Source organism: Pseudonocardia parietis (assembly GCF_017876315.1).
Taxonomy (GTDB): domain Bacteria; phylum Actinomycetota; class Actinomycetes; order Mycobacteriales; family Pseudonocardiaceae; genus Pseudonocardia; species Pseudonocardia parietis.
The window spans coordinates 3,793,964-3,817,337 of sequence record NZ_JAGINU010000001.1 but is presented as its reverse complement, the minus strand read 5'-3'; the positions used below and the strand labels follow the sequence as shown (position 1 = coordinate 3,817,337).

Sequence of the window (23,374 nt, the reverse complement as noted above, 5' to 3'; positions counted from 1 at the left end):
GACGGAAGTCTAGCCCTGTTCCGGCTCGGTGGCGGAGACCTCGCCACCGCCGGGTGCGTCCCCGGCCCCGGTCACCCGCTCCACCGAGCCGCGGCGCAGCAGCCTGCCCCGCGGCGTCGCGCCGGTGGACACGTCGACGTCGTGCCCGCCCAGGACCGTCCGGCGGACCACGCCCGAGAGGGAGCGGCCGGCGTACGCGCTGACCTTGTTCTTGTGGTGCAGCCGGTCCGGGTCGACGACGAACGCGGCGTCGGGCGCGAAGACGACCAGGTCGGCGTCGTACCCCAGCGCGACCCGGCCCTTGGTGGTGAGCCCGACCAGCTCGGCGGGCTTGGCCGCCATCCACCGCACGACCTGCTCCAGCCCGATCCCGCGCCGGCGGGCCTCGCTCCACACCAGCGACAGCCCCAGCTGCAGTGACGACACCCCGCCCCAGGCCAGCCCGAAGTCCCCGGAGTCGAGCAGCTTGAGCTCCGCGGTGGACGGCGAGTGGTCGGACACGATGCAGTCGATCGTCCCGTCCAGCAGGCCCTCCCAGAGCAGCTCCCGGTTCGACGCCTCCCGGATCGGCGGGCAGCACTTGTGCGTGGTCGCGCCGTCGGCGATCTCCTCGGCGAACAGGGTCAGGTAGTGCGGGCAGGTCTCCGCGGTGATCCGGACGCCGTCGCGGCGCGCGGTGGCGAGCATCGGCAGCGCGTCCGACGACGACACGTGCAGCACGTGCGCCCGCGCCCCGGTCCAGCGGGCCCGCTCGATCACCTCGGCGATCGCCAGGTTCTCCGCGCCGCGCGGGCGGGACGCCAGGAACGAGGAGTACCGGGCCCCGTGCGGCGTCGGCGCCTTCTCGATCGCCCGCGCGTCCTCCGCGTGGACGATCATGACGGCGTCGAACGTGGCCAGCTCGGCCATATCGCGTTCCATCTCGTCGGCGTCGAGCGGCGGGAACTCGTCCACCCCCGAGTGCAGCAGGAAGCACTTGAACCCGAAGACACCCTCGTCGTGCAGGCCGCGCAGGTCACCGAAGTTGCCCGGCACCGCACCGCCCCAGAACCCGACGTCGACGAACGCCTGGTCGGCCGCGACCTTGCGCTTCACCTCCAGTGCCCCGACGTCGACGGTCGGCGGGATCGAGTTCAGCGGCATGTCGACGATCGTGGTGACCCCGCCCGACGCGGCCGCCCGGGTGGCCGAGGCGAAGCCCTCCCACTCGGTGCGGCCCGGCTCGTTGACGTGCACGTGGGTGTCGACCAGGCCGGGCAGCAGCACCTCGTCGTCGGCCAGCTCGATCACCCGGTCGCCGTCGAGGGCGTTGCCCAGCGGCTCGATCGCGACGATCCGCCCGCCGCTCACACCGATCTCGCGGGGCTGCTCGCCGGCCGTCGTCATGATCCGCTTCCCGCGGACCACCAGGTCGTAGCTCACTTCTCCTCCAACGGGAAGCCGTGGATCTGCTTGCGGCGCGGCGCGGCGTAGGTCCGCACCTTCGACGTGGTCAGGCCCAGCCGCACCAGCGACTCGGCGACCGTGACGGCGGCCTGCACCCCGTCCACCACCGGGACGCCGGTCTCGGCGCGCACCTTCTCGTCCAGGCCCGCCATGCCACCGCAGCCCAGGCAGATCACCTCGGCATGATCCTCCTCGACCGCCTTGCGGGCCTGCGACACGATCGCGGTGACCGCCCGGTCCGGGTCCCGCTCCAGCTCCAGCACCGCCAGCCCGGACGCCCGCACCGACGCGCACCTCCGGTCCAGCCCGGCCAGCAGGAGCCGGTCGGAGATCAGCGGCACCGTCCGGTCCAGGGTGGTCACCACCGAGTACCGGTGCCCGAGGTACATCGCGGTGGTCGCGGCCGCCTCGGTGATGTCGACGACCGGGACGTCGAGCATCTCCTGCAGACCCTCGCGGCCGTGCTCGCCGTAGCCGGCCTGGATGACGGCGTCGAACGGCTGGTCGTAGCGCGCCACGGCGTCCGCGACACCGACGGCGGCCAGGTAGCTCTCCAGGTTGCCCTCCACCGACTCGGCGCCGAACCGGGGCGTGAGCCCGACGATCTCGGTGCCGGGAGCCGCCACGGCGCGGGCCGACGCGGCGATCGCCTCGGTGACCGAGACGGTGGTGTTGACGTTGACGACGAGGATCCGCATCGCGACCCGACCTCTCAGTGCTCGGCGGACGGAACCGCGATGTGCTCGCCGGAGACCGCGCGGTAGTCGCCACCACGGGGCGCGACGAGCACGGTGAGCACCGCGGCGATCGTGGCGCCGAGGAACCAGGAGAACGGTGCGATCGGCTCCATCGCGGGGACGAAACCGGCCGCGACGGCGATCGCGGCGGACGGCACGAACACCGCGACCGCACGGACGTTGACCCCGCTCCCGTAGTGGTAGGCGCCTTGCGGGTCCTCGGTGTAGAGCGCCGGGACGTCGATCCGGCCGCGGCGCACCAGCCAGTAGTCGGCCATCACGATGCCGAACAACGGCCCCAGCAGCGCACCGAGCACGCCGAGGAAGTAGACGATCACCACCGGGTTGTCGTAGAGGTTCCACGGCAGGATCACCAGGCCGATCACCGCGCTGACGATCCCGGCCCGGCGGAAGTCCAGGTGTCTGGGCAGCAGGTTGGACAGCGCGTAGCAGGGGGCCACGAAGTTGGCCATCAGGTTGACCGCGACCGTCAGGATCAGCAGTGCCGCCGACGCGAGCAGGAGCAGCGCGGTGTTCGGGATGGTGTTGACGACGTCGCTCGGGCTGGAGATCACCTGCCCGTCGATCCGGAGCTGCCCGCCTGCCAGGACGACCACGACGACGCCGAAGAACAGCGTGTTCGGCAGGATCCCCCAGAAGCTCCCCCGGCGGACCGCGGTGGTGCTCACCGAGCCCCGGGTGAAGTCGCAGAAGTTCAGGACGAAGGTGCCGTAGATCGCGGTCCAGAGCGACGCACCGGCCAGGATTTGCACCCACATCGCGCCGCCGGTGAGCGGCTCGGGCACCGACAGGGCGATGTCGCCGCCGGTCTGCCACAGCATCCAGCCGGCGAGCGCGGCCAGCGTGACCAGCACGATCGGCCCGGCGAACGCCTCGTAGCGGCGGATGCCGTTCATGCCGTAGAGCAGGATGCCGACCTGGATCACCCACAGCACGACGAAACAGATCCAGCCCAGCGCGGACAGCCCGAGGAACGACACCTGCTCCAGCGCCAGGGCACCGGGCGCCACGGCGAGGACCATGACGGTGAGGACCTGGGTGGCCAGGTAGGTCTGGATGCCGAACCAGGCGATGGCGACCACGCCCCGGACCATCGCCGGGAGCTGCGCGCCGCGGACGCCGAAGGCGATCCGGCTCATCACCGGGAACGGCAGGCCGGTCCGGTAGCCCATGTACCCGGCGACCGTCAGGAGCACGAACAGCAGCAGCGCCCCGATGCCCAGCGACACCAGGATCTGCCAGCCGCCGAGACCGAGGGCGAACAGGCCGAGCGCGAAGCCGTAGTTGCCCAGGCTGTGCACGTCGACCGCCCACAGCGTGAAGATGTTGTAGGCCTTCCACGTCCGGCCCTCGGCGCAGGTCGGGGCGAGGTCGCGGTTGTACAGCTGTGGGCTGAGGCCGGCGGCGTTCTCGCCGGTGCCGTGCAGCTCGTCGGTGCGGGTCGTCTCGGGGCGCGCCATCGGGCCACCTTCCGCCAGTTCCGCGATACGGAACTGTTGTGTTGACTGGTGGAATTACGCTATGGCGGCGGTCACAGGCCCGTCAAGGGGTCGCTACGGTGCATCGATGCTTGACAGCCTCGGGTGACCGTGTTGCGATCTCATCACAAAACGGAACTTGTTTTCCGTATCGCGAAACCTTGGGGGATCCGGTGACCGCTCTCTTCTGCTCCGGCGACGCGATGCGCGGCGGCCGGCTGCACCACAACGTCTCGGCCCATCCGTTCCTCGGGGAGGTGCGCACGGCGCCGCACTACCGGATGTACTCCGTGCGCGACCAGTTCCCGGCCCTGGTCGAGGACCCGACCGGCGGCATCGCGCTGGCCGGGGAGATCTACGACGTCGCACTGTCGGCGATCCGCACCGACTTCCTGCCGGACGAGCCGCCGGAGCTGGAGCTCACCGTGATCGAGCTCGACGACGGCCGCGACGTGCTCGCCGTCGGGCTGCGGCCCGGCGTCCTGGAGCGCCAGGCCGGCGAGCTCACCGACATCACCGCACACGGCGGCTGGCGGGCCTACCGCGGCCTGCCGTCCCCGTCCTGAATCTCCCGCCCGGCCTGATCCCTGCCCCTGACGAGGAGGCCGCAGTGCCGATCACCCTTCCACTCCCACCGACCGTCAACTGCTCGATCGTGCTCGGCGACCTGCCGCTGCTCGAGCGGCCCGCCGCGGCGGCGGCCGCCGGGTTCGACGCCGTCGAGTTCTGGTGGCCGTTCGACCGCCCCGTCCCGTCCGACCGCGATGTCGAGACGTTCGTGACCGCGGTGTCCGACGCCGGCGTCGTGCTGTCCGGGCTGAACTTCGACGCCGGGGACATGCCGTCCGGCGAGCGCGGCATCCTCTCCGACCCGGCGCGGGCCACCGCCTTCGCCGACAACGTGGACGTCGCCGTCGGGATCGGCGAGCGGCTCGGCACCACCGGGTTCAACGCGCTGTACGGCAACCGGATCGACGGCGTCGCACCGCAGGCCCAGGACGAGCTGGCCGCGCAGAACCTGGCGCTGGCCGGGCGCGCGGCGGCCCGGATCGGCGCGGTCGCGCTGCTGGAGCCGGTCAGCGGCGTGGCGGCCTACCCGCTCCGGACCGCCGCCGACGCCGTCGCGGTGCTGGACCGGGTCGGCTCGGACGACGTGCGGCTGCTGCTCGACGTGTTCCACCTGGCCGTGAACGGCGACGACCCGGCCGGCGCGATCGCGACGTACGCCGACCGGATCGGGCACGTGCAGATCGCCGACGCCCCCGGCCGCGGCGAACCCGGCACCGGGGACCTGCCGATCGGCGCCCTGGTCGAGCAGGTGCACGCGGCCGGCTACCGCGGCCGCATCTCGCTGGAGTACAAGCCGGTCACCGACGATCCGTTCGGCTGGCTCGCGCGCACCGTCACGACCTCGGGAGGCACCCCGTGAGCACCATCGGTTTCATCGGACTCGGCATCATGGGCGGCCCGATGGCCCGCCACCTCGCCGCGGCCGGGCACGACGTCGTCGGCTTCAACCGCAGCCCGGAGAAGACCCGGGCCCTGGTCAACGCGGGCGGTCGCGCCGCCGGGTCGGTGGCCGAGGCCGTCGCGGGGGCGGACGTCGTCGCGCTGATGCTGCCCGACTCCCCCGACGTGGAGTCCGTGCTGACCGACGGCGTCCTCGGTACCGCGGAGCCCGGCACGCTGGTGATCGACTTCTCCACCATCCGCCCGGACGTGGCCCGCGATCTCGCCGGGCAGGCCGCCGAGCACGGACTGCGGATGCTCGACGCACCGGTCTCCGGCGGCCAGGGCGGCGCCGAGAACGCCACCCTGTCGATCATGGTCGGCGGCGCGGATGCCGACGTGGACGCCGCGCGCCCGCTGCTGGAGGTCGTCGGGAAGACCGTCGTCCACGTCGGGCCGGCCGGCGCCGGGCAGACCGTGAAGGCGGCGAACCAGCTGATCGTCGCCGGCAACATCGCGCTGGTCGCCGAGGCGCTGACATTCCTGCAGGCACACGGTGCGGACCTGCCCGCTGCCGTCGAGGTGCTCGGCGGTGGACTCGCCGGGTCCGCGGTGCTGGACCAGAAGGCGCAGAAGATGCTCGACGGCGACTTCGCGCCGGGGTTCCGGGTCGACCTGCACCACAAGGACATGCAGATCGTGACCTCGGCGGCGGCGCAGGCCGGTGTGGTGACCCCGCTGGGGGCACTGGTGGCGCAGCTGGTCGCGGCGACGCGCTCGGCGGGCGACGGCGGGCTGGACCACTCGGCGCTCTTCCGCACCATCGCACGCCTGAACGGTGACCTGTCATGACCGCCCGCACCCCACCCGCGTCCGCCACCCGGTAAGGAGATCCCGTGCCCGATCCCGCCCTCGTCGACCTCGCCTCCCGCGTCCTCGGCGGCTCCGTCATGGCTGCCAACGACGAGTTCTTCGCCCAGCGCGAGAACCTCATCACCGCGGCGCCGCCGCGGTTCGACCCGGACGAGTTCGGGCTCAAGGGCAAGGTGTACGACGGCTGGGAGACCCGCCGGCGTCGCGAGCCGGGGCACGACTGGGCGCTCGTCCGGCTCGGGGCCGCCGGGGTGATCGACCACGTCGTCGTCGACACCGCGTGGTTCAGGGGCAACTACCCGCCCGAGATCGCGGTCGAGGCGGCGGCGGTGGACGGCCATCCGTCACCGGACGAGCTGGCGACGGCGCGCTGGCACGAGATCGTCCCCCGCGCGGCGTGCGCCGGGGACACGGCCAACGTCTACCCGGTGGCCGACCCGCGGCGGTTCACCCACGTCCGGCTGATCATGCATCCGGACGGCGGTGTCGCCCGCTTCCGGGTGCACGGCCGGGTCATGGCGGACCCGCAGTTCCTGGAGGGCACCGTCGACCTGCTCGCCGCCGAGAACGGCGGATACGTCACCGGCTGCTCGGACGAGTTCTACTCCTCACCGGGCAACCTGCTCCTGCCCAGCAAGGCCCGGCACATGGGTGAGGGCTGGGAGAACGCGCGACGCCGCGACGGCGGCAACGACTGGGTGGAGTTCGCGCTCGCCGCGGGCGGTGTCCCGCGCTACGCCGAGGTCGACACCACCTGGTTCGTCGGGAACGCCCCCGGCCGGATCTCGGTGCGCACCCGCGACGAGCGCGCCGGCGGCGACTGGCAGGTCCTGCTCGAACACCTACCGGTGCAGCCGGACACCCGGCACCGGTTCCCGCTGCCGGATGCGCCGGCCGCGACCCACCTGCGCCTGGACGTCTTCCCCGACGGCGGGCTGTCCCGGCTGCGGCTGCCCGGCGAGCTGGACGCCGACGGGGCGGCCGCCGTGCGTGACGCCTTCACCGGCGCGCGCCCCGACTGATCGGGCCCTGCCCGACCGGGGCCCGGCCTGACCGGGGCCCCCTGACCGGCGCGCCCGGCCTGACCGGGGTCCCGGGTCGCTTCGCGCACCGGTGCGGGGCCGGCACGTGACATCCGGCAAGGACGTGATATACATCACTCATCACGTTATGGACATCCCGTCCGGGACCGGCGCGCGGGGACCTTCGCCCCTGCCCGATCCGGTGACGGCGCGACACACTCCGGCCACCACTGTCGCACGAGACCCACCACCCGTCGCTGGGGAGCGGGCGGGTGGTCGCCAGTGGTCGGAGCCGGCGCGTTCGGGGACCGCCGGCTCCGGCCACCGCGGCGGTCAGCCGCGCCGACCGGCCCGGCGTACGAGGACCGGACGGCCGCGCGGGGCGGTGGCCCGCCTCGGGGTGGCGACCGGTCGCGGAACGGTGGCCCGCTCCGCGGGGTGCACCCGGTCGGGCCGCGCCGCGGGCGGCGGCGGAGCCGCCCGCAACCGGCCGCGGGCGGCCGACAGGACCTCCACGACGGCCTCCACCGAGGGATAGCGACCGTCGGGCAGCGGGAGCAGCTGGTTCCGGATCACCGCACTCACCCCCCATGCCTCGGCCTCGGTGAGGACCTGCCAGCGGAACGCGGGCCAGCACAGATCGGCCAGCACCCGTGCGAGGTTGTCCTGGAGCCGCTCACGCTCCGCCGACGGCGGGGCGGGCTGTGCGGTCGCCGGCACGGCGACGAGCCCGGGCCGGGGCGGCGGGGGTGGGGTCGGGGGCGGCGGCGGTCGCCCCGGTACGGGGGCGCTCACGCCGCCCACCCCTGTTCGGCCTCGGGTTGCTGCGCGCCGGTGCAGGCCGGATCGCCGTCGAGATGCCGGTAACTGAACACGGGGGTCTCGGTCGGGACTCCCGGATCGGTGTGCCGGAAGATCCGGCACACCGACCCTTCTGCCACCGATGTCCAGCATCGTTCACAGATTCGGAGTCGAGGAGTGTTCTGCTGCACGGGTTCCCACCACCAGAAGGGTTCTCTGCGTTCCCCACTGCCTGCCGTCTCGGGCGACCTCTGCAGGTCAGCGCGTCACGTCAGGACGATTGTGAGCGACGACATACCGGCGCGCCACTTCTGAGGCGGATTCGTGATCCCCATCGGCCCGACGATCTCGGACCGTCCGGACGGCGTGTTTTGCCGCCCATCCGACCGGGTATTTTCAGGACCCTTCGTCGTTCCGATAGGCGTCTTCCAGTTCCCGGATCTCCCCGATCCCCGCGAACTCGGCGAACGCGTCGAGCCCGCCGAGGCGGTCCAGCATCGCCGCGGGGGTGCCGTCGGCGCGCAGGCGTTCGAGGAGCTCGGTCATCCCGGCGGTCGCCGCGAGCAGCGTGCCGACCGGGAACAGCACCAGCGCGAAGCCCAGCTCCGCGAGCCGGTCCCGGGACAGCGCCGGGGTGCGGCCGCCCTCGGCCCAGTTGAACACCAGCCGGTGCCCGCTCAGCTCCTGCGCGACCCGCTCGATGTCGGCCTCCGAGGTCGGGGCCTCGACGAACAGCAGGTCGGCACCGGCGTCGGCGAACCGGCGGGCGCGGTCGATCGCCGCGTCCAGCCCGTCGACGGCGGCGGCGTCGGTCCGGGCGATGATCAGCAGGTCCGGGTCGGTCCGGGCGTCGACGGCGGCCCGGATCTTCGCGGTCATGTCGCCGACGGGGACGACCTGCTTGCCCGCCAGGTGGCCGCAGCGCTTCGGCATCACCTGGTCCTCCAGGTGCAGCGCGGCGACCCCGGCCCGCTCGTAGTCACGGACCGTGCGGATCACGTTGATCGGGTTGCCGTAGCCGGTGTCGGCGTCGGCGATCAGCGGGAGGTCGACCGCGTCGGCGAGCCGGCCGGCGTTCGCGGCCATCTCGGTGCCGCTGAGCAGGCCGACGTCCGGCCGTCCGAGCAGGCCGGCGGTCGTCCCGAAACCGGTCATGTAGACCGCGTCGAAACCGGCGCGTTCGACGAGCCGGGCGGACAGCGCGTCGTACGCGCCGGGGGCGAGCACGGGCTCTCCGGCGTCGAGCAGGGCACGCAACCGGGCGCGCCGGTTGCCGGGGCGGCTGAGCAGGTCTGCCACGGATTTCCCTCCAGAGTTGTGTACAACCAGGACTACAGGGTGCCTGGGTAACGCTCTCGTGAACAGCCCCGAAGGGCTTGTGCGTGGATCGGCTCACTTCTAGGTTGCATACATCTACCCAGCAGCAGGAGGTGAGCACGTGGTCGCGACCGCACCCCGCAGGGCGTCGGAGCGGGCCCAGGTCGCGCTCCGGGAGGAGATCCTCTCCGGTGCGCTCCCCGGCGGGGAGCACCTGGGCGAGGTCGAGCTCGCGGACCGGCTGGGCCTGTCCCGCACGCCGGTCCGCGAAGCCCTGTCCCGGCTCGCGGCCGAAGGCCTGGTCGAGCTGCACCCGCACCGGGGCGCCCGGGTCACCCGGTTCACCGAGGCCGACCTGGACGACGCCTTCGACGTGCGGCGGGCCCTCGAACCCCGCGCCACCGAACGGGCCGCGGCCCGCGCGAGCGCCGCGGACCTCGACGAGCTCGACGACCTGGCCCGCACGATGCTGGCGACCGGGGCGCCGGGGCCCGGCCAGGATCTCGACGCCCTGGTGGAGCTCAACCGCCGCTCCCACGCCCGCCTGCTCGAGATCGCCGACACCCCGGCGCTCACCTCGGCCCTGGCCGGGGTGGTGCACGCGCCGGTCGTCCTGCGCACCTTCCACAGCTACGACCCGGACTCGCTCGCCCGCAGCCTGGCCCACCACGCCGAGATCGTCGCTGCACTGCGCGTCGGGGACGGCGCCTGGGCGGCGGCGGTGATGGTCAGCCACATCGCGAACGCCCGGGCCGTCATGACCGGGGACCGCCGGTGAGCCGGCCGAACCCGCACGGGGCACCGTTCGCCGGCCGCGTCGGCTGGGGCGCCGCGCCGGCCGTCGTCGTCGTGGACCTGGTGCGCGCCTACACCGACCCGCAGGGCCCGTTCTTCCTCGGCGACCCGGCCACGGCCGAGCGGGTGGTCACCGGCTGCCGCGAGGTGGTCGCGGCGGCGCGCGCCGGCGGCCGTCCGGTGTTCTGGACGGTGGTCCGCTACGCCCCCGACATGGCCGACGCGGGCTGGTTCGCCGCGAAGGTCCCGTCGCTGGCGTGCTTCGCCGAGGGAGCCCCCGGCGGGTGGGGCGAACTCTCGCTCGCGCCCGGGCCGGGTGAACCCGTCGTCGCCAAGCAGCACGCGTCGGCGTTCACCGGCACCTCGCTCGCCGCGACCCTGCGCGCCCACGGCGTCGACACCGTCGTCGTGACCGGGGTGTCGACGTCGGGGTGCGTCCGGGCGACGGCGACCGACGCGCTCGCCGCCGGGTTCCGCCCGATCGTCGTCGCCGAGGCCTGCGGCGACCGTGCCCCGGGAGTCCACGACCAGAACCTCGCCGACCTCGACGCCAAGTACGCCGACGTCGTCGACCTTGCCCACGCAGTCCCCGAGCTGTCTCCCTAGGAGGTCCCCCGTGCAGTACGGCGTCTTCATCCCCAACGCCACCAACGGCTACATCCTGTCCACCGGCAGCCCGCAGTACCGGCCGAGCTTCGAGCACAACGTCGCGATCACCCAGGAGGCCGAGAAGCAGGGCCTCGACTTCGTGCTCTCGATGATGAAGCACCGCGGCAGCGGCGGCCCGAGCGACTTCTGGGGCGCGTGCCTGGAGTCGTTCACCCTGTTCGGCGGGCTCGCCGCGGTGACCGAGCGGATCGGGCTCTTCCCGTCGGTGACCACCCTGGCCACGCACCCGATCATGGCCGCGCGGATGGTCGCGACCCTCGACGAGATCTCCGGCGGCCGCTGTGGCCTCAACATCGTGACCGGCTGGAGCAAGCCCGAGTACACCCAGATGGGGCTGTGGCCGGGCGACGAGTACTTCGCCAAGCGCTACGAGTACGCCGCGGAGTACGTGCAGGCGCTGCGGGCGCTCTGGGCCGAGGGCCCGACGACCTTCGAGGGCGAGTTCTTCACCTTCACCGAGGCAGACATGCGGCCCAAGCCGCTGCACACGCCGACGGTCGTGTGCGCGGGCCAGTCCCCCGCCGGGCAGGAGTTCACCGCCACTCACGGCGACCGGAACTTCATCATGGCCGAGCGCTCCAAGGTCGGCGAGATCGCGTCGGGGGTCAAGCGTTTCGGCGCCGAGAAGGGCCGGGACGTGGGGACCTACGCGCTCTACTGCATCATCGCCGAGGAGACCGACGAGGAGGCCGACAAGCTGTGCCGGCACATCGTCGAGAACGCCGACCTCGAGGCGATCAGCTACATGACGACCGGGGCGTCGCTGGACACGAACCCGGACGGGACCTCGGCGCAGCTGCTCACCTCGCTGGAGCGGCCGGCCGAGGAGGGCAACATGGCCTTCCTGTCGCTGCCGGTGGTCAAGGGCTCCTACGAGCGGGTCGCCGCCCAGCTGGACGAGATCGCGGTGACCACCGGGATCGACGGCGCCCTGCTCACCTGGCCGGACTTCGTCGACGGTGTCACCAAGTTCGGTGAGCGCGTGAAGCCCCTGCTGCGGGAGGCCGCGCAGGAGTGAGCACGTCACACCCCTCCGCTGCGCCGCACACCTGTTGCAACGGGTGTGCGGCGCGGCGGACGGGTGTGACGCGGTGCGGGCAGAGCAGGGGGGTTGTCCCCACTGCCGGGGGTGGCGCAAGCCGGAACGATCGGGCACCGTGACCGATACCCGGCCCGCGGCTCCTCGTGATCTCTCCGATCGGCTCCGCCACCCCGTCCCGCACCTGTTCGTGTACGCGTTCGCGATCGTCCCGGCGCTGGCGCTCGTCGCCGCCGTACCGCTCGCCTGGGGCTGGGGACTGACCTGGCTGGACGCCGGCCTCGCGCTCGGCATGTACGTGGTGTCCATGCTCGGGGTGACCGTCGGGTTCCACCGCTACTTCACGCACGGCTCGTTCAAGGCGAACCGCCCGCTGCGGATCGCGCTGGCCGTGGCCGGCAGCCTCGCCGTGCAGGGCCCGGTCCGGCACTGGGTGGCCGACCACCGCCGCCACCACGCCTACGCCGACGCCGAGGGCGACCCGCACTCGCCGTGGCGCTACGGCACCTCCCCCGCCGCGCTGGTGCGCGGGTTCTGGCACGCCCACATGGGATGGATCTTCGACCGCTCGCTCACCGACCAGCGCCGGTTCACCCCGGACCTGCTCGCCGATCCCGACGTCGACCGGGTGCACCGCGCCTTCTCCCTGCTCACCATTCTGTCGATCTTCGGGCCCAGCGTGGTCGGCGGGCTGGTCACCTGGTCCTGGTGGGGGGCGTTCACCGCCTTCTTCTGGGCCGGCCTGGTGCGGGTCGCGGTCTCGCACCACGTGGCGTGGTCGACGAACTCGATCTGCCACCTGGTCGGCGAGCGGCCGTGGCGGGCCCGGGACCGGTCCACCAACGTCTGGCTGCTGGCGATCCCGAGCATGGGCGAGTCGTGGCACAACCTGCACCACGCCGACCCGACCTCGGCGCGGCACGGCGTCGGCCGCGGCGAGATCGACATCTCGGCGGCGGTGATCCGGCTGTTCGAGCGGGTGGGCTGGGCCCACGACGCCCGGTGGCCGAGCGAGAAGCGGCTGACGAAGCTCGCCGTGCGCCCGGAGCCCGCGGCCGCGGACTGACCGGTCACGCGTCAGGGACGACGTGCACCGGCCCCTCGATGCGCACGCAGCACCGGTCTCCCGGCCGCCAGTGCTCCCCCGGCGCGGCGCGGACCCGGACCGTGGGGCCACCGTCGGGCCGGGCGCCGACCAGCAACGCCTCACCGAGGAACTCGACGTGGACCACCTCGCCCGGGGCACCGCCCGCCCCGGGGCCGGTGAGGCGCAGCTGCTCGGGCCGCAGCACCACGAGCACGGCGTCCCCGGGGCCCGGCGCCGGCGCCCGCATCGGGGCCCGGCCCACGACGGTCTCGACGTGCGCACCACACACGGTCCCGGGCAGCAGCGCCGTGTCCCCCACGAAGCGGGCGACCCGGGCCGTCGCCGGGGCGGCGTAGAGCTCCCGGGGGGTGGCGGTCTGCTCGACGCGGCCCCCGTGCAGGACGGCGATCCGGTCGCTCACCGACAGCGCCTCCCGCCGGTCGTGGGTGATGAGCACCGCGGTGCTCCCCGCGGCGCGCAGCGCGGTGACGACCTCGCCGCGCACCTGCTCGCGCAACCCGGCGTCGAGCGCGGAGAACGGCTCGTCGAGCAGCACCACCCGCGGGCGCGGGGCGAGCGCCCTGGCCAGCGCGACCCGGCGCCGTTCCCCGCCGGAGAGCTGGTGCGGCATCCGGCCGGCCTTGTCGGCGAGCCCGACCAGCTCCAGCAGCTCGCCGACCCGCTCGCGCGCGGCCGCCGCGGCGGCGGACCGGCCGAGCGGGGCGCGGCGGCCGGGCGTGAGCCCGAAGCCGATGTTGCGGGCCACCGACAGGTGGGCGAACAGGGCCCCCTCCTGCGGCACCAGCCCCACCCGGCGGCGCTCGGGTGCCACGGCCGTGACGTCGTCGTCGCCGAAGCGCACGGTGCCGCCGTCCGGCCGGTGCAGCCCGGCGACCACCCGCAGCAGCGTGGTCTTCCCGCTGCCGGAGGCGCCCAGCACGGACACGAGCTCGGCCGGGCCGGCGTCCAGGTCGACACCGTGCAGCACCGGGCCGCGGCCGTAGCCCGCGACGATCCCGCGAACCGTGAGCGTCATCGGTTCCCTCCCGGGGTGGCGCCGGCCCGCACCAGCAACGCGGCCGGCACGCACGCCAGCAGCAGGAGTGCGAGGGCAGGCGGCGCGGCGGCGCCGTGGGCACCGAGCGAGGTCTGGGCCCACAGCTGGGTGGCCAGGGTGTCGGTGCCGGTCGGGCGGAGCATCAGCGTCGCCGGGAGCTCCTTCATCGCCGTCACCATCACCAGCAACCCGCCGGCCGCGACACCCGGCCAGGCCTGCGCCGCGGTGACCGTCCACCAGGTCGCGGTCGCCGAGCGACCGAGCGTGCGGGAGACCTCCTCGGACTCGACCGGCACCCGCTCGACCGCGGAGCGGGTGGCTCCGAGCGCCTTGGGCAGGAACAGCACCACGTAGGCCAGCACCAGCACCGGGGCCGTCTGGTAGAGCCCGGGCAGCACCGCGAGCGAGAAGAACACCAGCGACAGCCCGACCACGACGCCGGGCAATCCCTGCCCCAGGTACGCCGTGGCCTCGACGGCGGCGACGGCCCGCCCCCGGTACCGGGCGGCGAGCACCCCGACCGGCAGTGCGAGGAGCACCGCGAGCAGGGCGGCCGCGCCCGCGAGCAGCAACGTCGACCGGGCCGCCGCCGCGAGCCGGACCCAGTCGACGTCGATCCCGCCGGCCGCGACGATCCGCCCCACGAGCACCGCGGGCGGGCCGGCCAGGGTCAGCGCGGCGACGGCGCCGAGCCCGCAGACGGCCGAGGCGGTCCCCGCCCGCCCGAGCCGGACGGGCGGGATGCGGTGCACGGCCGTCGTCGCGGGGGCCCGGGTGAACCGGCGCCGGGCCGCCCGCTCGGCGATCACCAGGAACAGGGTCAGGACGGTGAGGACCAGTGCGGTCACCGCGGCCCCGGTGCGGTCGACGGTGCCCTCGTAGGCGGCCTGCACCGCCCAGGTGAAGGACTCGTAGCGCAGCAGCGCCGGGGCGCCGAAGTCCGAGAGCGTGTACAGGGCGGCGAGCAGCGTGCCCGCCAGCGCCGCCGGCAGCACCTGCGGGAGCGTGACCCGGCAGTACGCGGCGACCGGGCCGCGCCCGAGGGTCCGGGCGGCGTCCTCCGGGCCGGTGTCGGCGATGCGCAGTGCGGCCGCGGCGGGGAGCGTGACGTACGGCGTGCACGCCAGCACGAGGACGACGACCAGCGGTCCGAGGCCGCGCGCCTCCGGCCGCACCGCGAGCACGGAGAACGCCAGCAGGTACGACGGCACGGCCAGCGGCAGCGCCGCCAGCACCCACCACAGCCCCGGCCGGGGCAGCCGGATCCGGACCAGCAGCGTCGCGGTGAGCACGCCGAGCACCAGACATCCCACGGACACGCACGCCACGAGCACGGCGGAGTTCACGACGAGGGTGACCGTGCGCTCGCGCGCCAGGAGCAGCAGCACCCGTTGCGGGTCGGCGTCCGCGACCCGCACGAACAGCCACACCAGGGGCAGCGCGGCCACCGCGGCGGCCGCCGTGGCGGCGAGCAGCAGCAGCCGGGGAACGCGACGACGCGCGGCCGGTCCCGCCGGGAGACGTCCTCCCGGCGGGACCGGCCGCGTGACCGCCACGGGGGCGGGATCCGTGCGGCGCAGCACCGTCAGAGCAGCCCGACCTGCGTCATCAGCTGCGTGGTCTCGTCGAGGCTGCGCAGGTCGGCCAGGTCGATGGCCGGCGCGCCGAGGTCGGCGAGCGCGGGCACGCCCTCCGGCGACGGGACCCCGGGGATCAGCGGGTACTCGCCGGTCTCGGTGGCGAAGTACCGCTGGGCCTGGTCCGAGACGAGGAACCGCACCAGCTCCTGGGCCTCGGCGGACTCCGCGGCCCCGGCGAGGATCCCGGCCCCCGTGACGTTGACCAGTGCGCTCGCGGTGCCCGGCGCACCGAACTTCAGCCTGGTGTTCGCCGGCGGGGTCTCCGCGGCGACGTAGTAGTAGTGGTTGATCAGGCCGACGTCGACGGCCCCGTTGTTCACGGCCTCCAGGATCGCGCTGTTGCGCGGGAAGATCTGCGCCTCGTTGGCACGCAGGCCCTCCAGGAACTCGCGGGCCGCGTCCTCGCCCTCCTGCACCCGCAGTGCCGTGACGAACGCCTGGAAGGACGCGTTGGTCGGGGCGATCCCGACCCGCCCCTTCCACTTCGGGTCGGTCAGGTCGGTGACGTCCGCGGGCACCTCGGCCTCGGGCACGCGGACGTTGTACGCGGCGACCCTGGCCCGGCCGGTCAGGCCGACCCAGCTCCCGTCGGTCGAGGTGTAGGGCGCCTCGACCGCGCCCCGCACGTCGTCGGGCAGCGGGGCGAACGAGCCCTCCAGGGCACCCAGCGCGCCGGCGTCCTGGGAGAGGAAGACCTGGGCCGGGGTGGCCTCGCCCTCCTCGGCGAGCTGCGCGGCGAGCTCGGTCGTCGAGCCGTAGCGGGTCTCGACGGTGATCCCGGACTGCTGCTGGAACTGCGCGATGAGCGGGCCGACCAGCTCCTCGTCGCGTCCCGAGTACAAGGTCAGCGTCCGCGGGCCGTCCGCGGCCGCGATGGGGGCCGCGTCGGCGGGGGCCGGGCCGCCACCGGCACATCCGGCGGCGAGCAGGGTCGCGGCGAGGAACACGCCGGCGAGCACGCCCTGCCTGGTCGATCGGGTCACGTGAGGTCCTTCCGAGTTCCGGTGAGCGTGTCCGGAACGCGAGTGCCGTCCGGTTGCTCCCCTTATGAGCCAGGGAAGGCTAACCTCGGTTGCTACTCGGGCGGTCTCCCGAGAATTGAGGGGGTACGGCGTCGTGGTGCGGCTGCTGCTGGTGGACGACCATCGCTCGTTCACCGACGTCCTCGGGCTCGCGCTGGGCGTCGAACCGGACCTCGAGGTCGTCGCCGTCGCGCACACCACCGACGACGCCCGCGCGGTACTCGCGGCTGCGGAGCTCCGGTGCGACGTGGTCGTCCTCGACGTCCGGCTGCCCGGCGGCGGGCTGTCTCTGCTCCCCGCGGTGCACGACGCCCGCGCCCGCGCCCTCGTCCTCACCGCGCACCCGCGCCCCGGACCGGCCCGGCTCGCCCGGGAGGCCGGTGCGGCAGGCTTCCTGGGAAAGGCGGACCCGCTGCGCGACATCGTCTCCGCCGTCCGGACCGTCGCGGCGGGTGGCACCGTCTTCACCGATGCCACCGGCACCGCGCCGCACCTGACCCCGCGCGAGCTCGAGGTGCTCACCGGGCTCGCCGGCGGTCGGGACGTCACCCGCATCGCCTCCGGTCTGGGCCTGTCCCCGCACACCGTGCGCGACCACGTCCGTGCCGTGCTGGCCAAGCTCGACGCCCGCTCCCAGCTCGAGGCGGTCGTCGTGGCGGAGCGGCTGGGCCTGGTGGCGTTCGACCCGGAGGGCGAGCCGGAGAGCGAGCCGCTCGCGGACCTGCGATGGCGGTGAACCCGGTCCGCCGCGCGCTGCTCCGGCACGGGCTCGTCACCCTCGCAGCGGTACTGCTGGTCTGCGGGCTGGTCTCCGGCGGGGTCTGGTGGCTGGCCCACGCCGAGGCCGAACGTCGCGCAGAGGAGGTCTCCCGACGGGTGGCGAGCGCGGTGGTCGTGCCGCTGACCGAGCGCGACCTGCTCGCCGCCACGCCCCGGGACCGGGAACGGCTGCTGGACGACCTGGAGCCGTTCCGCACGGTCGGCATGGTGTCCCGGGTCAAGGTCTGGCTGGTCGAGGACACCTCGGCGCGGGTGGTGTTCTCCGACGAGCCGCGGATCGAGGGCGTCACCCGCCGCTTCGACCCGGTGCTCGGCGCCCGGCTCGACGCCGGCGAGGCGGTGGTGCTGACCGTGCCCGACGACCCCGAGCACCGCTACGAGCGCGACGGCAACCTGCGTGAGGTCTTCCTCGGGTTCCGCGACGCGATCGGTCGCCCGGCCCGGCTCGAGGTCTACGTCCCGGTCGACGTCGACGGGGCCACCGCGCGGGCGGTCGGCCTGCTGCTGCCACCCGCGATCGCCGGGATGGTCGCGGTCGCCGCGGCCGTGCTGCCGCTGTCGGTCACGCTGGCCCGCCGTCGCGGCCGTGAGCTGGCCGAGCGCCGCGACGCCGCGCTGTACGGCCTGGCCGCGGGCGAGCTCGCCCGCCGTGACCTGGCGCGCCGGCTGCACGACGACGTCCTGCCCGGGCTGGCGTCCGCGGGGCTGATGCTCGACCTCGCCGCGGCCCGGCCCGAACTGGTGTACCGGGCCCGGGAGACCGTCGGTGACGGGGTGACCCGGATCCGGTCCGTGCTCGACGACCTGCTGCCCGACGACGTCGATGCCGCCGGCCTGCCCACCGCGCTGCGCGCCCAGGCCGAGGAGGCGACCCCACGGACGGAGACGGAGATCGGCGCGACGAGCGGGCTGAGCGACCGGAACGCCGCCCTGCTGCACCGGATCGCCGGGGAGCTGCTGCGCAACGCACGGGCCCACGCCGCGGCGAACCGGATCACGGTCACCCTGGTCGTCGCCGGTGGGTCGGCCCGGCTCGTCGTCGCGGACGACGGCACCGGCTTCGACCCCGGTGCCGGACCGGAGCCCGGGCACATCGGCCTGCTGCTCGTGCGCCGCGCCGCCGCGGACGCCGGTGGCCGGATCGGTATCCGCAGCGGAGCACGGGCGGGGACCGAGGTGACGGTGGACCTGCCGGCGACCTGAGGGCCGCGGCGGGTTGCCGTCCGATGGCCCGGGTCACTGTGCGGAGGCGCACTCTCGGCAAACTTGCACACTACGCACCTTTGGCGGCATTATCGTTGCGTGACGTCAACTACCCGCTCTCCCGAGGAGGCCGCCGCCCACCGGCGCGACGTGCTGCTCCCGCTGACCGGCCTGCTCATGGCCCTGTTCGTCGGCGTGCTGTCCAGCACGATCGTGTCCAACGCGCTGCCCCGCATCCTCGGGGATCTCGGCGGCACCCAGGCCGAGTACACCTGGGTGGTCTCGGCCTCGCTGCTGGCGATGACGGCGTCCACCCCGATCTGGGGCAAGTTCGCCGACCTCTACTCCAAGAAGCTGCTGGTGCAGATCGCGATCGGGATCTTCCTGGTCGGGTCGCTGCTGTGCGGGCTCGCGGTGTCGACGTCACAGCTGATCGGCTTCCGGGTGCTGCAGGGCCTGGGCATGGGCGGCTTGCAGGCGCTCACCCAGGTGGTGATCGCCGCGATCATCACCCCGCGCGAGCGCGGCCGGTACATGGGCTACCTGAGCGCGATCATGTCGGTGGCCGTCGTCGGCGGCCCGCTGCTCGGCGGGGTCATCGTCGACTCGCCGCTCGGCTGGCGCTGGTGCTTCTTCGCCGGCGTCCCGCTCGCGGCGCTCTCGCTGGTCGTGCTGCAGAAGACACTGAACGTCCCCACCGCGCGGCGTGACGACGTCTCGATCGACTACCTGGGTGCGCTGCTCATCGCGGCAGGCATCTCGGCGCTGCTGCTGTGGACCTCGCTCGCCGGCAAGCAGTTCGCCTGGGGCTCCCCGACCTCGGTCGGGCTGGTCGTCGGCGGTCTCGCGCTGCTGGCCCTGGCCGTGTTCGTCGAACGGCGGGCGAAGGACCCGGTCGTCCCGCCGTTCCTCTTCCGGGACCGCACGTTCGTGCTCGCCAGCGTGGCCAGCATGTTCGTCGGGGTCGCGATGTTCGGCTCGACGATCTTCCTGTCCCAGTACTTCCAGCTCGCCAGGGGTGCCTCGGCCACCGAGGCCGGCGCGCTGACCCTGCCGATGATCGTCGGCATGTTCGTGGCGTCGAACGTCGCGGGGCAGCTGATCTCCCGCTACGGGCGCTGGAAGCGCTACCTGGTGCTGGGCGGCTCGCTGCTCACCGCCGGTCTGACGCTCGGTGCCGCGGTCATCTCCTCGACGGTGCCGTACTGGCCGGTGGCGATCGCGATGCTGTTCGTCGGCATGGGCGTCGGCATGACCCAGCAGAACCTGGTCCTCGCGGTGCAGAACACCGTGGCGATGCGGAACATGGGCTCCGCGAGCTCGACCGTGACCTTCTTCCGGTCGGTGGGCGGGTCGGCCGGTGTCGCCGGCCTCGGCGCGCTGCTGGCCTCGGTGGTCGCGTCGCGGACGGCGTCCGGGCTCTCCGCGGCCGGGATCGAGGGCGGCAACGCGACGGCGGGCGGGCAGGTGCCGAACCTGGACGAGCTGCCCGGGCCGGTGCGCACGATCGTCATGGACTCCTACGGTCACGCGATCGCCGACATCTTCCTGGTCGCGGCCCCGCTCGCGCTGCTGGCACTGATCGCGATCCTGTTCCTGCGCGAGAAGCCGCTGCGCGAGACCCTCGACATCGAGGACACCCCGGTCGACGACCCGGCCCCGGGCACCGGCGCATCCGGCCCGTTCCTGCACGGTGTCGTGCGGGCCGACGGCATGCCGGCAGCCGGAGCCGTGCTCACCGTGCTCGGCCGCGACGGGACCGAGCTCGGCCGCACCCGGGCCGACGACGAAGGGCACTACCGGATCTGCGTCGCGACCGGCACCGTGTCCACCGTGTACCGCTGGGAGGGCAGGCCCGCCGCGCACCGGGTGACGGTGCCGCATGAGGGCATGCGCCTCGACGTCGACCTGGAGCCGCTGCCCGGCGCCGACCGGCCGGAGATCGTGTCGGTCGAGCCACCGGTCCGCGCCAACGCGGGAGCCGACCGTGGCTGACCAGGCGCACCCACCGGGGCGGCGGGAACGCAAGAAGGCCGCGACGCGGGCGGCCCTGGCGGCGGCGGCGCTGCAGCTGTGCAGCGAGCACGGCGTCGACCAGGTGACCATCGAGCAGATCGCCGACGCCGCCGACGTCGCGCCGCGGACGTTCTTCAACTACTTCACGTCCAAGGAGGAGGCCGTCGTCGCGGCGAACGCGGTGACCGCCGAGATCCTGGTCGGAGCGTTCACCGAACGCCCCGCCGACGAGCCGGTGACCGAGTCGCTGCGCCTGGCCCTGCACGCCGTCGTCACCGACCCCGGCTACCTGGACCGCTTCATGCGCCTGCGCGCGCTGCGCACGCACCCGGCCGTCGTCGCCCATCACATGGCCGCGTTCGCGGCCCAGGAGCGGGAGCTGGCGGCGGCCGTCGTCGCGCGGACCGGGACCGACCCGGCGAGCGACCTGTTCCCGACCCTGGCCGCAGCGGCCGCCGTCACCGGGCTGCGGGTGGCGGTGCAGCACTGGCTCGGCGACCACGGCACCGACCCGCGCGGGCGTGAGCTCACCGACCTGGTCGACGAGGCCATGTCCGTGTTCGACGCCGGTCTGCGGGCCGGCACCGGGGTCCCGGCCTAAGCCTCGATCCGCAGATGAACCGCGTCGGGGAGCGGCGTGGGAATGAGGAAAGTGCCTCCTGAGCTGGGAGAATGGGTGTTGCGACGCACCAACCAACCCAGCTGCAGAGAGGCACTTTCAGTGCGAGTCTCCCACAGGTTCACCGCCGGCTCTGCGCGGTTCGATGAGGACAATCTCGTGTCGCACGCAGGCCTGGTGCCGCTGCTCGAGCTTGCCGAGCAGACCCGGCTGAGCGAGATCATCACCGGGAAGGTGTCGATCATGACCCCGCGGATCAAGTCGGGCTCGGCCAACCCGGCACCGAAGTTGCTCGGGGTGATCGCCGGGATGTGCGCCGGCGCGGACAGCATCGACGATCTGGACCTGCTGCGTGCGGGTGGGACACCGATCCTGTTCGACGACGTGTACGCCCCCTCGACCCTCGGGACGCTGTTGCGGGAGTTCACCTTCGGCCACGCCCGCCAGCTGGAGTCGGTGCTGCGCGCACACCTGATCGCCCTGGCCGGCCGCACCGAGGTGCTGGCCGGGATCGACGAGCAGGCGTTCATCGACATCGACTCGTTGCTGCGCCCGGTCTACGGGCACGCCAAGCAGGGCGCCTCCTACGGACACACCAAGATCGCCGGCAAGCAGGTACTGCGCAAAGGTCTCTCGCCACTGGCCACCACCATCAGCACCGAGGCGGCCGCGCCGGTGATCGCCGGGATGCGGCTACGCGCGGGCAAGACCGGCTCGGGCAAGGGTGCCGGGCGGATGGTCGCCCAGGCGATCGCCACCGCCCGCGCCGCCGGCGCATCGGGGAAGATCCTGGTGCGCGGCGACTCCGCCTACGGCACCCGCGCCGTGGTCCGAGCCTGCCGACGCGGCCAGGTCGAGTTCTCCCTGGTCATGACCAAGAACCCGGCCATCCAACGCGCCATCGCTTCCATCCCCGACACCGCGTGGACCCCGGTGCGCTACCCCGGCGCGGTCCGCGATCCCGACACCGGAGCGTGGATCTCCGACGCCGAGGTCGCCGAAGTGCCCTACACCGCCTTCACCGCCACCACAGATCGGATCACCGCTCGACTGGTCGTGCGTCGGGTCATCGACGCCCGCTACCCCGACGCACTGTTCCCGGTCTGGCGCCATCACCCCTTCTTCACCAACTCCACCCGGCCCACGGCCACCGCCGATATCGTCCACCGCCGCCACGCGATCATCGAAACCGTGTTCGCCGACCTGATCGACGGACCGCTGGCGCACCTGCCCTCGGGGCACTTCGGCGCCAACTCCGCCTGGGCCCTGTGCGCCGCGATCGCGCACAACCTGCTCCACGCGACCGGCACCCTCGCCGGCCGATCCCAGACCCGCGCCCGCGGCGCGACGCTGCGCCGACAGCTGATCGCCGTGCCCGCCCGCCTGGCCCGACCCGCCCGCACACCCATGCTGCACCTCCCCAGCCGCTGGCCCTGGGCGCCCGCATGGCAGCAGCTGTGGGACCACACCATCGGCTCCATCACTGGGCACAGCCCGCCGGCCGCGGCCTGACCCACCCACCCCCGCACCCCGGGCCCGAGCGCGCGCCACGTGGAAGAGCTGGACAGACCAGCGACCCCCGCACGCCCAGCACCGCACGACCATGATCATTCGAGAAGCAAGATCACTACCCCAGCAGCTCTGCGGATCGAGGCTAAGACTCAGGCGGGCCGGCGCCCCGACCAGCGCGGCTCGACGGTCGCCCAGTCCAGCTCCCAGGCACGCGCGAACCGGGCCGCCGTCGCGCGGAAGCCGGCGTAGCCGGCGCCCAGCAGCAGCACCCCCCAGCCCACGACGGTCATGAGCCCGGCGGCGATGCCCACGGTGAGCGCGTCCGCGGGGGTCGACGGCTGGGTGGTCAGGTCGCCGGCCGGGCCGGTCCACACGGTGATCGGGTCGCCGACGTCGTAGAGGCCGGGCAGCGAGGTGCCCGCGGTGCGGGCGGAACCGTCGGGGGCGGTCCAGGCGACGGTGAGCGCCTGCTGCCCGGTGTGCAGGTCCCCCATCGTCGCCGCGCGCTCGGTGACGACGGCCGGTACCGGCGTCCGCTCGGCCGCCTCGCCGGCGCCGCGCTCCAGCACGGCGCCGTGTGCCGCCGAGCCGGCCAGCCAGGCGACGAGCAGCCCGATCGCGGCCAGCAGCCCGAGCCCGACCGCCAGGACGTCCTCCCATCTGGCTGCCGTGCGGCGGAGCCGGTCCGCCACCCCCGGCGACGGGCGCGGGCCCGTACGTCCGGGGCCATCGGCAGTGCGCATCGTTCCTCCTCGTGGGATCCGGTCCACGGGCCCCACGACCGAGAGTGC

23 protein-coding genes are annotated in these 23,374 nt (G+C 73.7%); 13 read left to right on the top strand and 10 right to left on the bottom strand.

Going from position 1 to position 23,374, the window contains the following annotated elements; genetic code table 11:
* Positions 1–9 precede the first annotated feature (9 nt).
* Genes allB through JOF36_RS18125 form a run of 3 tightly spaced genes read right to left on the bottom strand, consistent with a single transcriptional unit; the run spans position 10 to position 3,664 of the window.
* Complete coding sequence (allB, locus tag JOF36_RS18135; protein WP_307862449.1) at positions 10–1,422, bottom strand: allantoinase AllB; 1,413 nt, start codon at positions 1,420–1,422, stop codon at positions 10–12.
* Positions 1,419–2,144 (bottom strand): aspartate/glutamate racemase family protein, encoded by a 726-nt coding sequence (locus JOF36_RS18130; RefSeq protein ID WP_210028168.1) that lies wholly within the window; start codon positions 2,142–2,144, stop codon positions 1,419–1,421. The genes allB and JOF36_RS18130 overlap by 4 nt, the downstream gene beginning before the upstream one ends.
* A gap of 14 nt (positions 2,145–2,158) precedes the next feature.
* Positions 2,159–3,664: an NCS1 family nucleobase:cation symporter-1 gene (locus JOF36_RS18125; protein WP_245350890.1), complete on the bottom strand. Its 1,506-nt coding sequence runs from the start codon at positions 3,662–3,664 to the stop codon at positions 2,159–2,161.
* A gap of 191 nt (positions 3,665–3,855) precedes the next feature.
* Between JOF36_RS18125 and JOF36_RS18120 the strand changes: the two genes are divergently transcribed.
* Genes JOF36_RS18120 through alc form a run of 4 tightly spaced genes read left to right on the top strand, consistent with a single transcriptional unit; the run spans position 3,856 to position 7,026 of the window.
* Positions 3,856–4,248 carry an allophanate hydrolase-related protein gene (locus tag JOF36_RS18120; protein WP_210028166.1) on the top strand — a complete coding sequence of 131 codons (393 nt, stop codon included), beginning with the start codon at positions 3,856–3,858 and terminating at the stop codon, positions 4,246–4,248.
* A gap of 44 nt (positions 4,249–4,292) precedes the next feature.
* On the top strand, positions 4,293–5,111 hold the full coding sequence (locus JOF36_RS18115; protein ID WP_210028164.1) for a hydroxypyruvate isomerase family protein: 819 nt from the start codon (positions 4,293–4,295) through the stop codon (positions 5,109–5,111).
* Positions 5,108–5,983, top strand: a complete 876-nt coding sequence (locus JOF36_RS18110; protein WP_210028162.1) for an NAD(P)-dependent oxidoreductase — start codon at positions 5,108–5,110, stop codon at positions 5,981–5,983. The genes JOF36_RS18115 and JOF36_RS18110 overlap by 4 nt, the downstream gene beginning before the upstream one ends.
* Positions 5,984–6,027: 44 nt before the next feature.
* Positions 6,028–7,026, top strand: a complete 999-nt coding sequence (gene alc / locus JOF36_RS18105) for an allantoicase (protein ID WP_210028161.1) — start codon at positions 6,028–6,030, stop codon at positions 7,024–7,026.
* Between the two features lie 333 nt (positions 7,027–7,359).
* Here alc and JOF36_RS18100 read toward each other — a convergent pair whose 3' ends face one another.
* The 3 genes from JOF36_RS18100 to JOF36_RS18090 all read right to left on the bottom strand — a co-directional run bounded on the left by JOF36_RS18100 (position 7,360) and on the right by JOF36_RS18090 (position 9,126).
* Positions 7,360–7,821 carry a hypothetical protein gene (locus JOF36_RS18100; RefSeq protein WP_210028159.1) on the bottom strand — a complete coding sequence of 154 codons (462 nt, stop codon included), beginning with the start codon at positions 7,819–7,821 and terminating at the stop codon, positions 7,360–7,362.
* A complete protein-coding gene (locus tag JOF36_RS18095; protein WP_210028157.1) occupies positions 7,818–7,967 on the bottom strand; it encodes a hypothetical protein in 150 nt (49 codons plus the stop codon). The genes JOF36_RS18100 and JOF36_RS18095 overlap by 4 nt, the downstream gene beginning before the upstream one ends.
* 256 nt (positions 7,968–8,223) lie before the next feature.
* Positions 8,224–9,126, bottom strand: coding sequence for an isocitrate lyase/PEP mutase family protein (locus tag JOF36_RS18090; protein ID WP_210028154.1), 903 nt, complete (start codon positions 9,124–9,126; stop codon positions 8,224–8,226).
* 139 nt (positions 9,127–9,265) lie between these two features.
* On the opposite strand from JOF36_RS18090, the gene JOF36_RS40935 reads away from it, so the two are divergent.
* The 4 genes from JOF36_RS40935 to JOF36_RS18070 all read left to right on the top strand — a co-directional run bounded on the left by JOF36_RS40935 (position 9,266) and on the right by JOF36_RS18070 (position 12,713).
* Entirely contained in the window at positions 9,266–9,922 is a 657-nt protein-coding gene (locus tag JOF36_RS40935; protein WP_210028153.1) for a GntR family transcriptional regulator, read from the top strand.
* Positions 9,919–10,545 carry an isochorismatase family protein gene (locus JOF36_RS18080; RefSeq protein WP_210028152.1) on the top strand — a complete coding sequence of 209 codons (627 nt, stop codon included), beginning with the start codon at positions 9,919–9,921 and terminating at the stop codon, positions 10,543–10,545. Before JOF36_RS40935 ends, JOF36_RS18080 begins: the two co-directional genes overlap by 4 nt.
* A 10-nt stretch (positions 10,546–10,555) precedes the next feature.
* Positions 10,556–11,626 carry an LLM class flavin-dependent oxidoreductase gene (locus JOF36_RS18075; protein WP_210028151.1) on the top strand — a complete coding sequence of 357 codons (1,071 nt, stop codon included), beginning with the start codon at positions 10,556–10,558 and terminating at the stop codon, positions 11,624–11,626.
* 139 nt (positions 11,627–11,765) lie between these two features.
* Positions 11,766–12,713: an acyl-CoA desaturase gene (locus tag JOF36_RS18070; RefSeq protein WP_210028150.1), complete on the top strand. Its 948-nt coding sequence runs from the start codon at positions 11,766–11,768 to the stop codon at positions 12,711–12,713.
* A 4-nt stretch (positions 12,714–12,717) separates the two neighbouring features.
* Here the strand turns inward: JOF36_RS18070 and JOF36_RS18065 are convergent, their stop codons facing one another.
* From JOF36_RS18065 to JOF36_RS18055, 3 genes are read right to left on the bottom strand one after another with little or no spacing between them, the layout of a single operon-like run.
* Positions 12,718–13,770: an ABC transporter ATP-binding protein gene (locus JOF36_RS18065; protein ID WP_210028149.1), complete on the bottom strand. Its 1,053-nt coding sequence runs from the start codon at positions 13,768–13,770 to the stop codon at positions 12,718–12,720.
* Complete coding sequence (locus JOF36_RS18060) at positions 13,767–15,347, bottom strand: ABC transporter permease (protein WP_307862448.1); 1,581 nt, start codon at positions 15,345–15,347, stop codon at positions 13,767–13,769. The genes JOF36_RS18065 and JOF36_RS18060 overlap by 4 nt, the downstream gene beginning before the upstream one ends.
* Before the next feature lie 29 nt (positions 15,348–15,376).
* Positions 15,377–16,414, bottom strand: a complete 1,038-nt coding sequence (locus JOF36_RS18055; RefSeq protein ID WP_307862447.1) for an iron ABC transporter substrate-binding protein — start codon at positions 16,412–16,414, stop codon at positions 15,377–15,379.
* Positions 16,415–16,550: 136 nt separating this feature from the next.
* On the opposite strand from JOF36_RS18055, the gene JOF36_RS18050 reads away from it, so the two are divergent.
* The 5 genes from JOF36_RS18050 to JOF36_RS18030 all read left to right on the top strand — a co-directional run bounded on the left by JOF36_RS18050 (position 16,551) and on the right by JOF36_RS18030 (position 22,583).
* Positions 16,551–17,189 carry a response regulator transcription factor gene (locus tag JOF36_RS18050; protein WP_210028147.1) on the top strand — a complete coding sequence of 213 codons (639 nt, stop codon included), beginning with the start codon at positions 16,551–16,553 and terminating at the stop codon, positions 17,187–17,189.
* Positions 17,180–18,436 (top strand): sensor histidine kinase, encoded by a 1,257-nt coding sequence (locus JOF36_RS18045; protein WP_210028145.1) that lies wholly within the window; start codon positions 17,180–17,182, stop codon positions 18,434–18,436. The genes JOF36_RS18050 and JOF36_RS18045 overlap by 10 nt, the downstream gene beginning before the upstream one ends.
* 99 nt (positions 18,437–18,535) lie before the next feature.
* Positions 18,536–20,431 carry an MFS transporter gene (locus tag JOF36_RS18040; RefSeq protein WP_307862446.1) on the top strand — a complete coding sequence of 632 codons (1,896 nt, stop codon included), beginning with the start codon at positions 18,536–18,538 and terminating at the stop codon, positions 20,429–20,431.
* Entirely contained in the window at positions 20,424–21,053 is a 630-nt protein-coding gene (locus tag JOF36_RS18035; RefSeq protein WP_210028144.1) for a TetR family transcriptional regulator, read from the top strand. The genes JOF36_RS18040 and JOF36_RS18035 overlap by 8 nt, the downstream gene beginning before the upstream one ends.
* Before the next feature lie 120 nt (positions 21,054–21,173).
* Complete coding sequence (locus JOF36_RS18030) at positions 21,174–22,583, top strand: IS1380 family transposase (RefSeq protein WP_210027849.1); 1,410 nt, start codon at positions 21,174–21,176, stop codon at positions 22,581–22,583.
* Between the two features lie 149 nt (positions 22,584–22,732).
* Here JOF36_RS18030 and JOF36_RS18025 read toward each other — a convergent pair whose 3' ends face one another.
* The gene (locus JOF36_RS18025) at positions 22,733–23,326 is read right to left on the bottom strand and encodes an Rv1733c family protein (RefSeq protein ID WP_210028142.1); all 594 of its coding nucleotides are present in this window, start codon (positions 23,324–23,326) and stop codon (positions 22,733–22,735) included.
* Between the last annotated feature and the right edge of the window lie 48 nt (positions 23,327–23,374).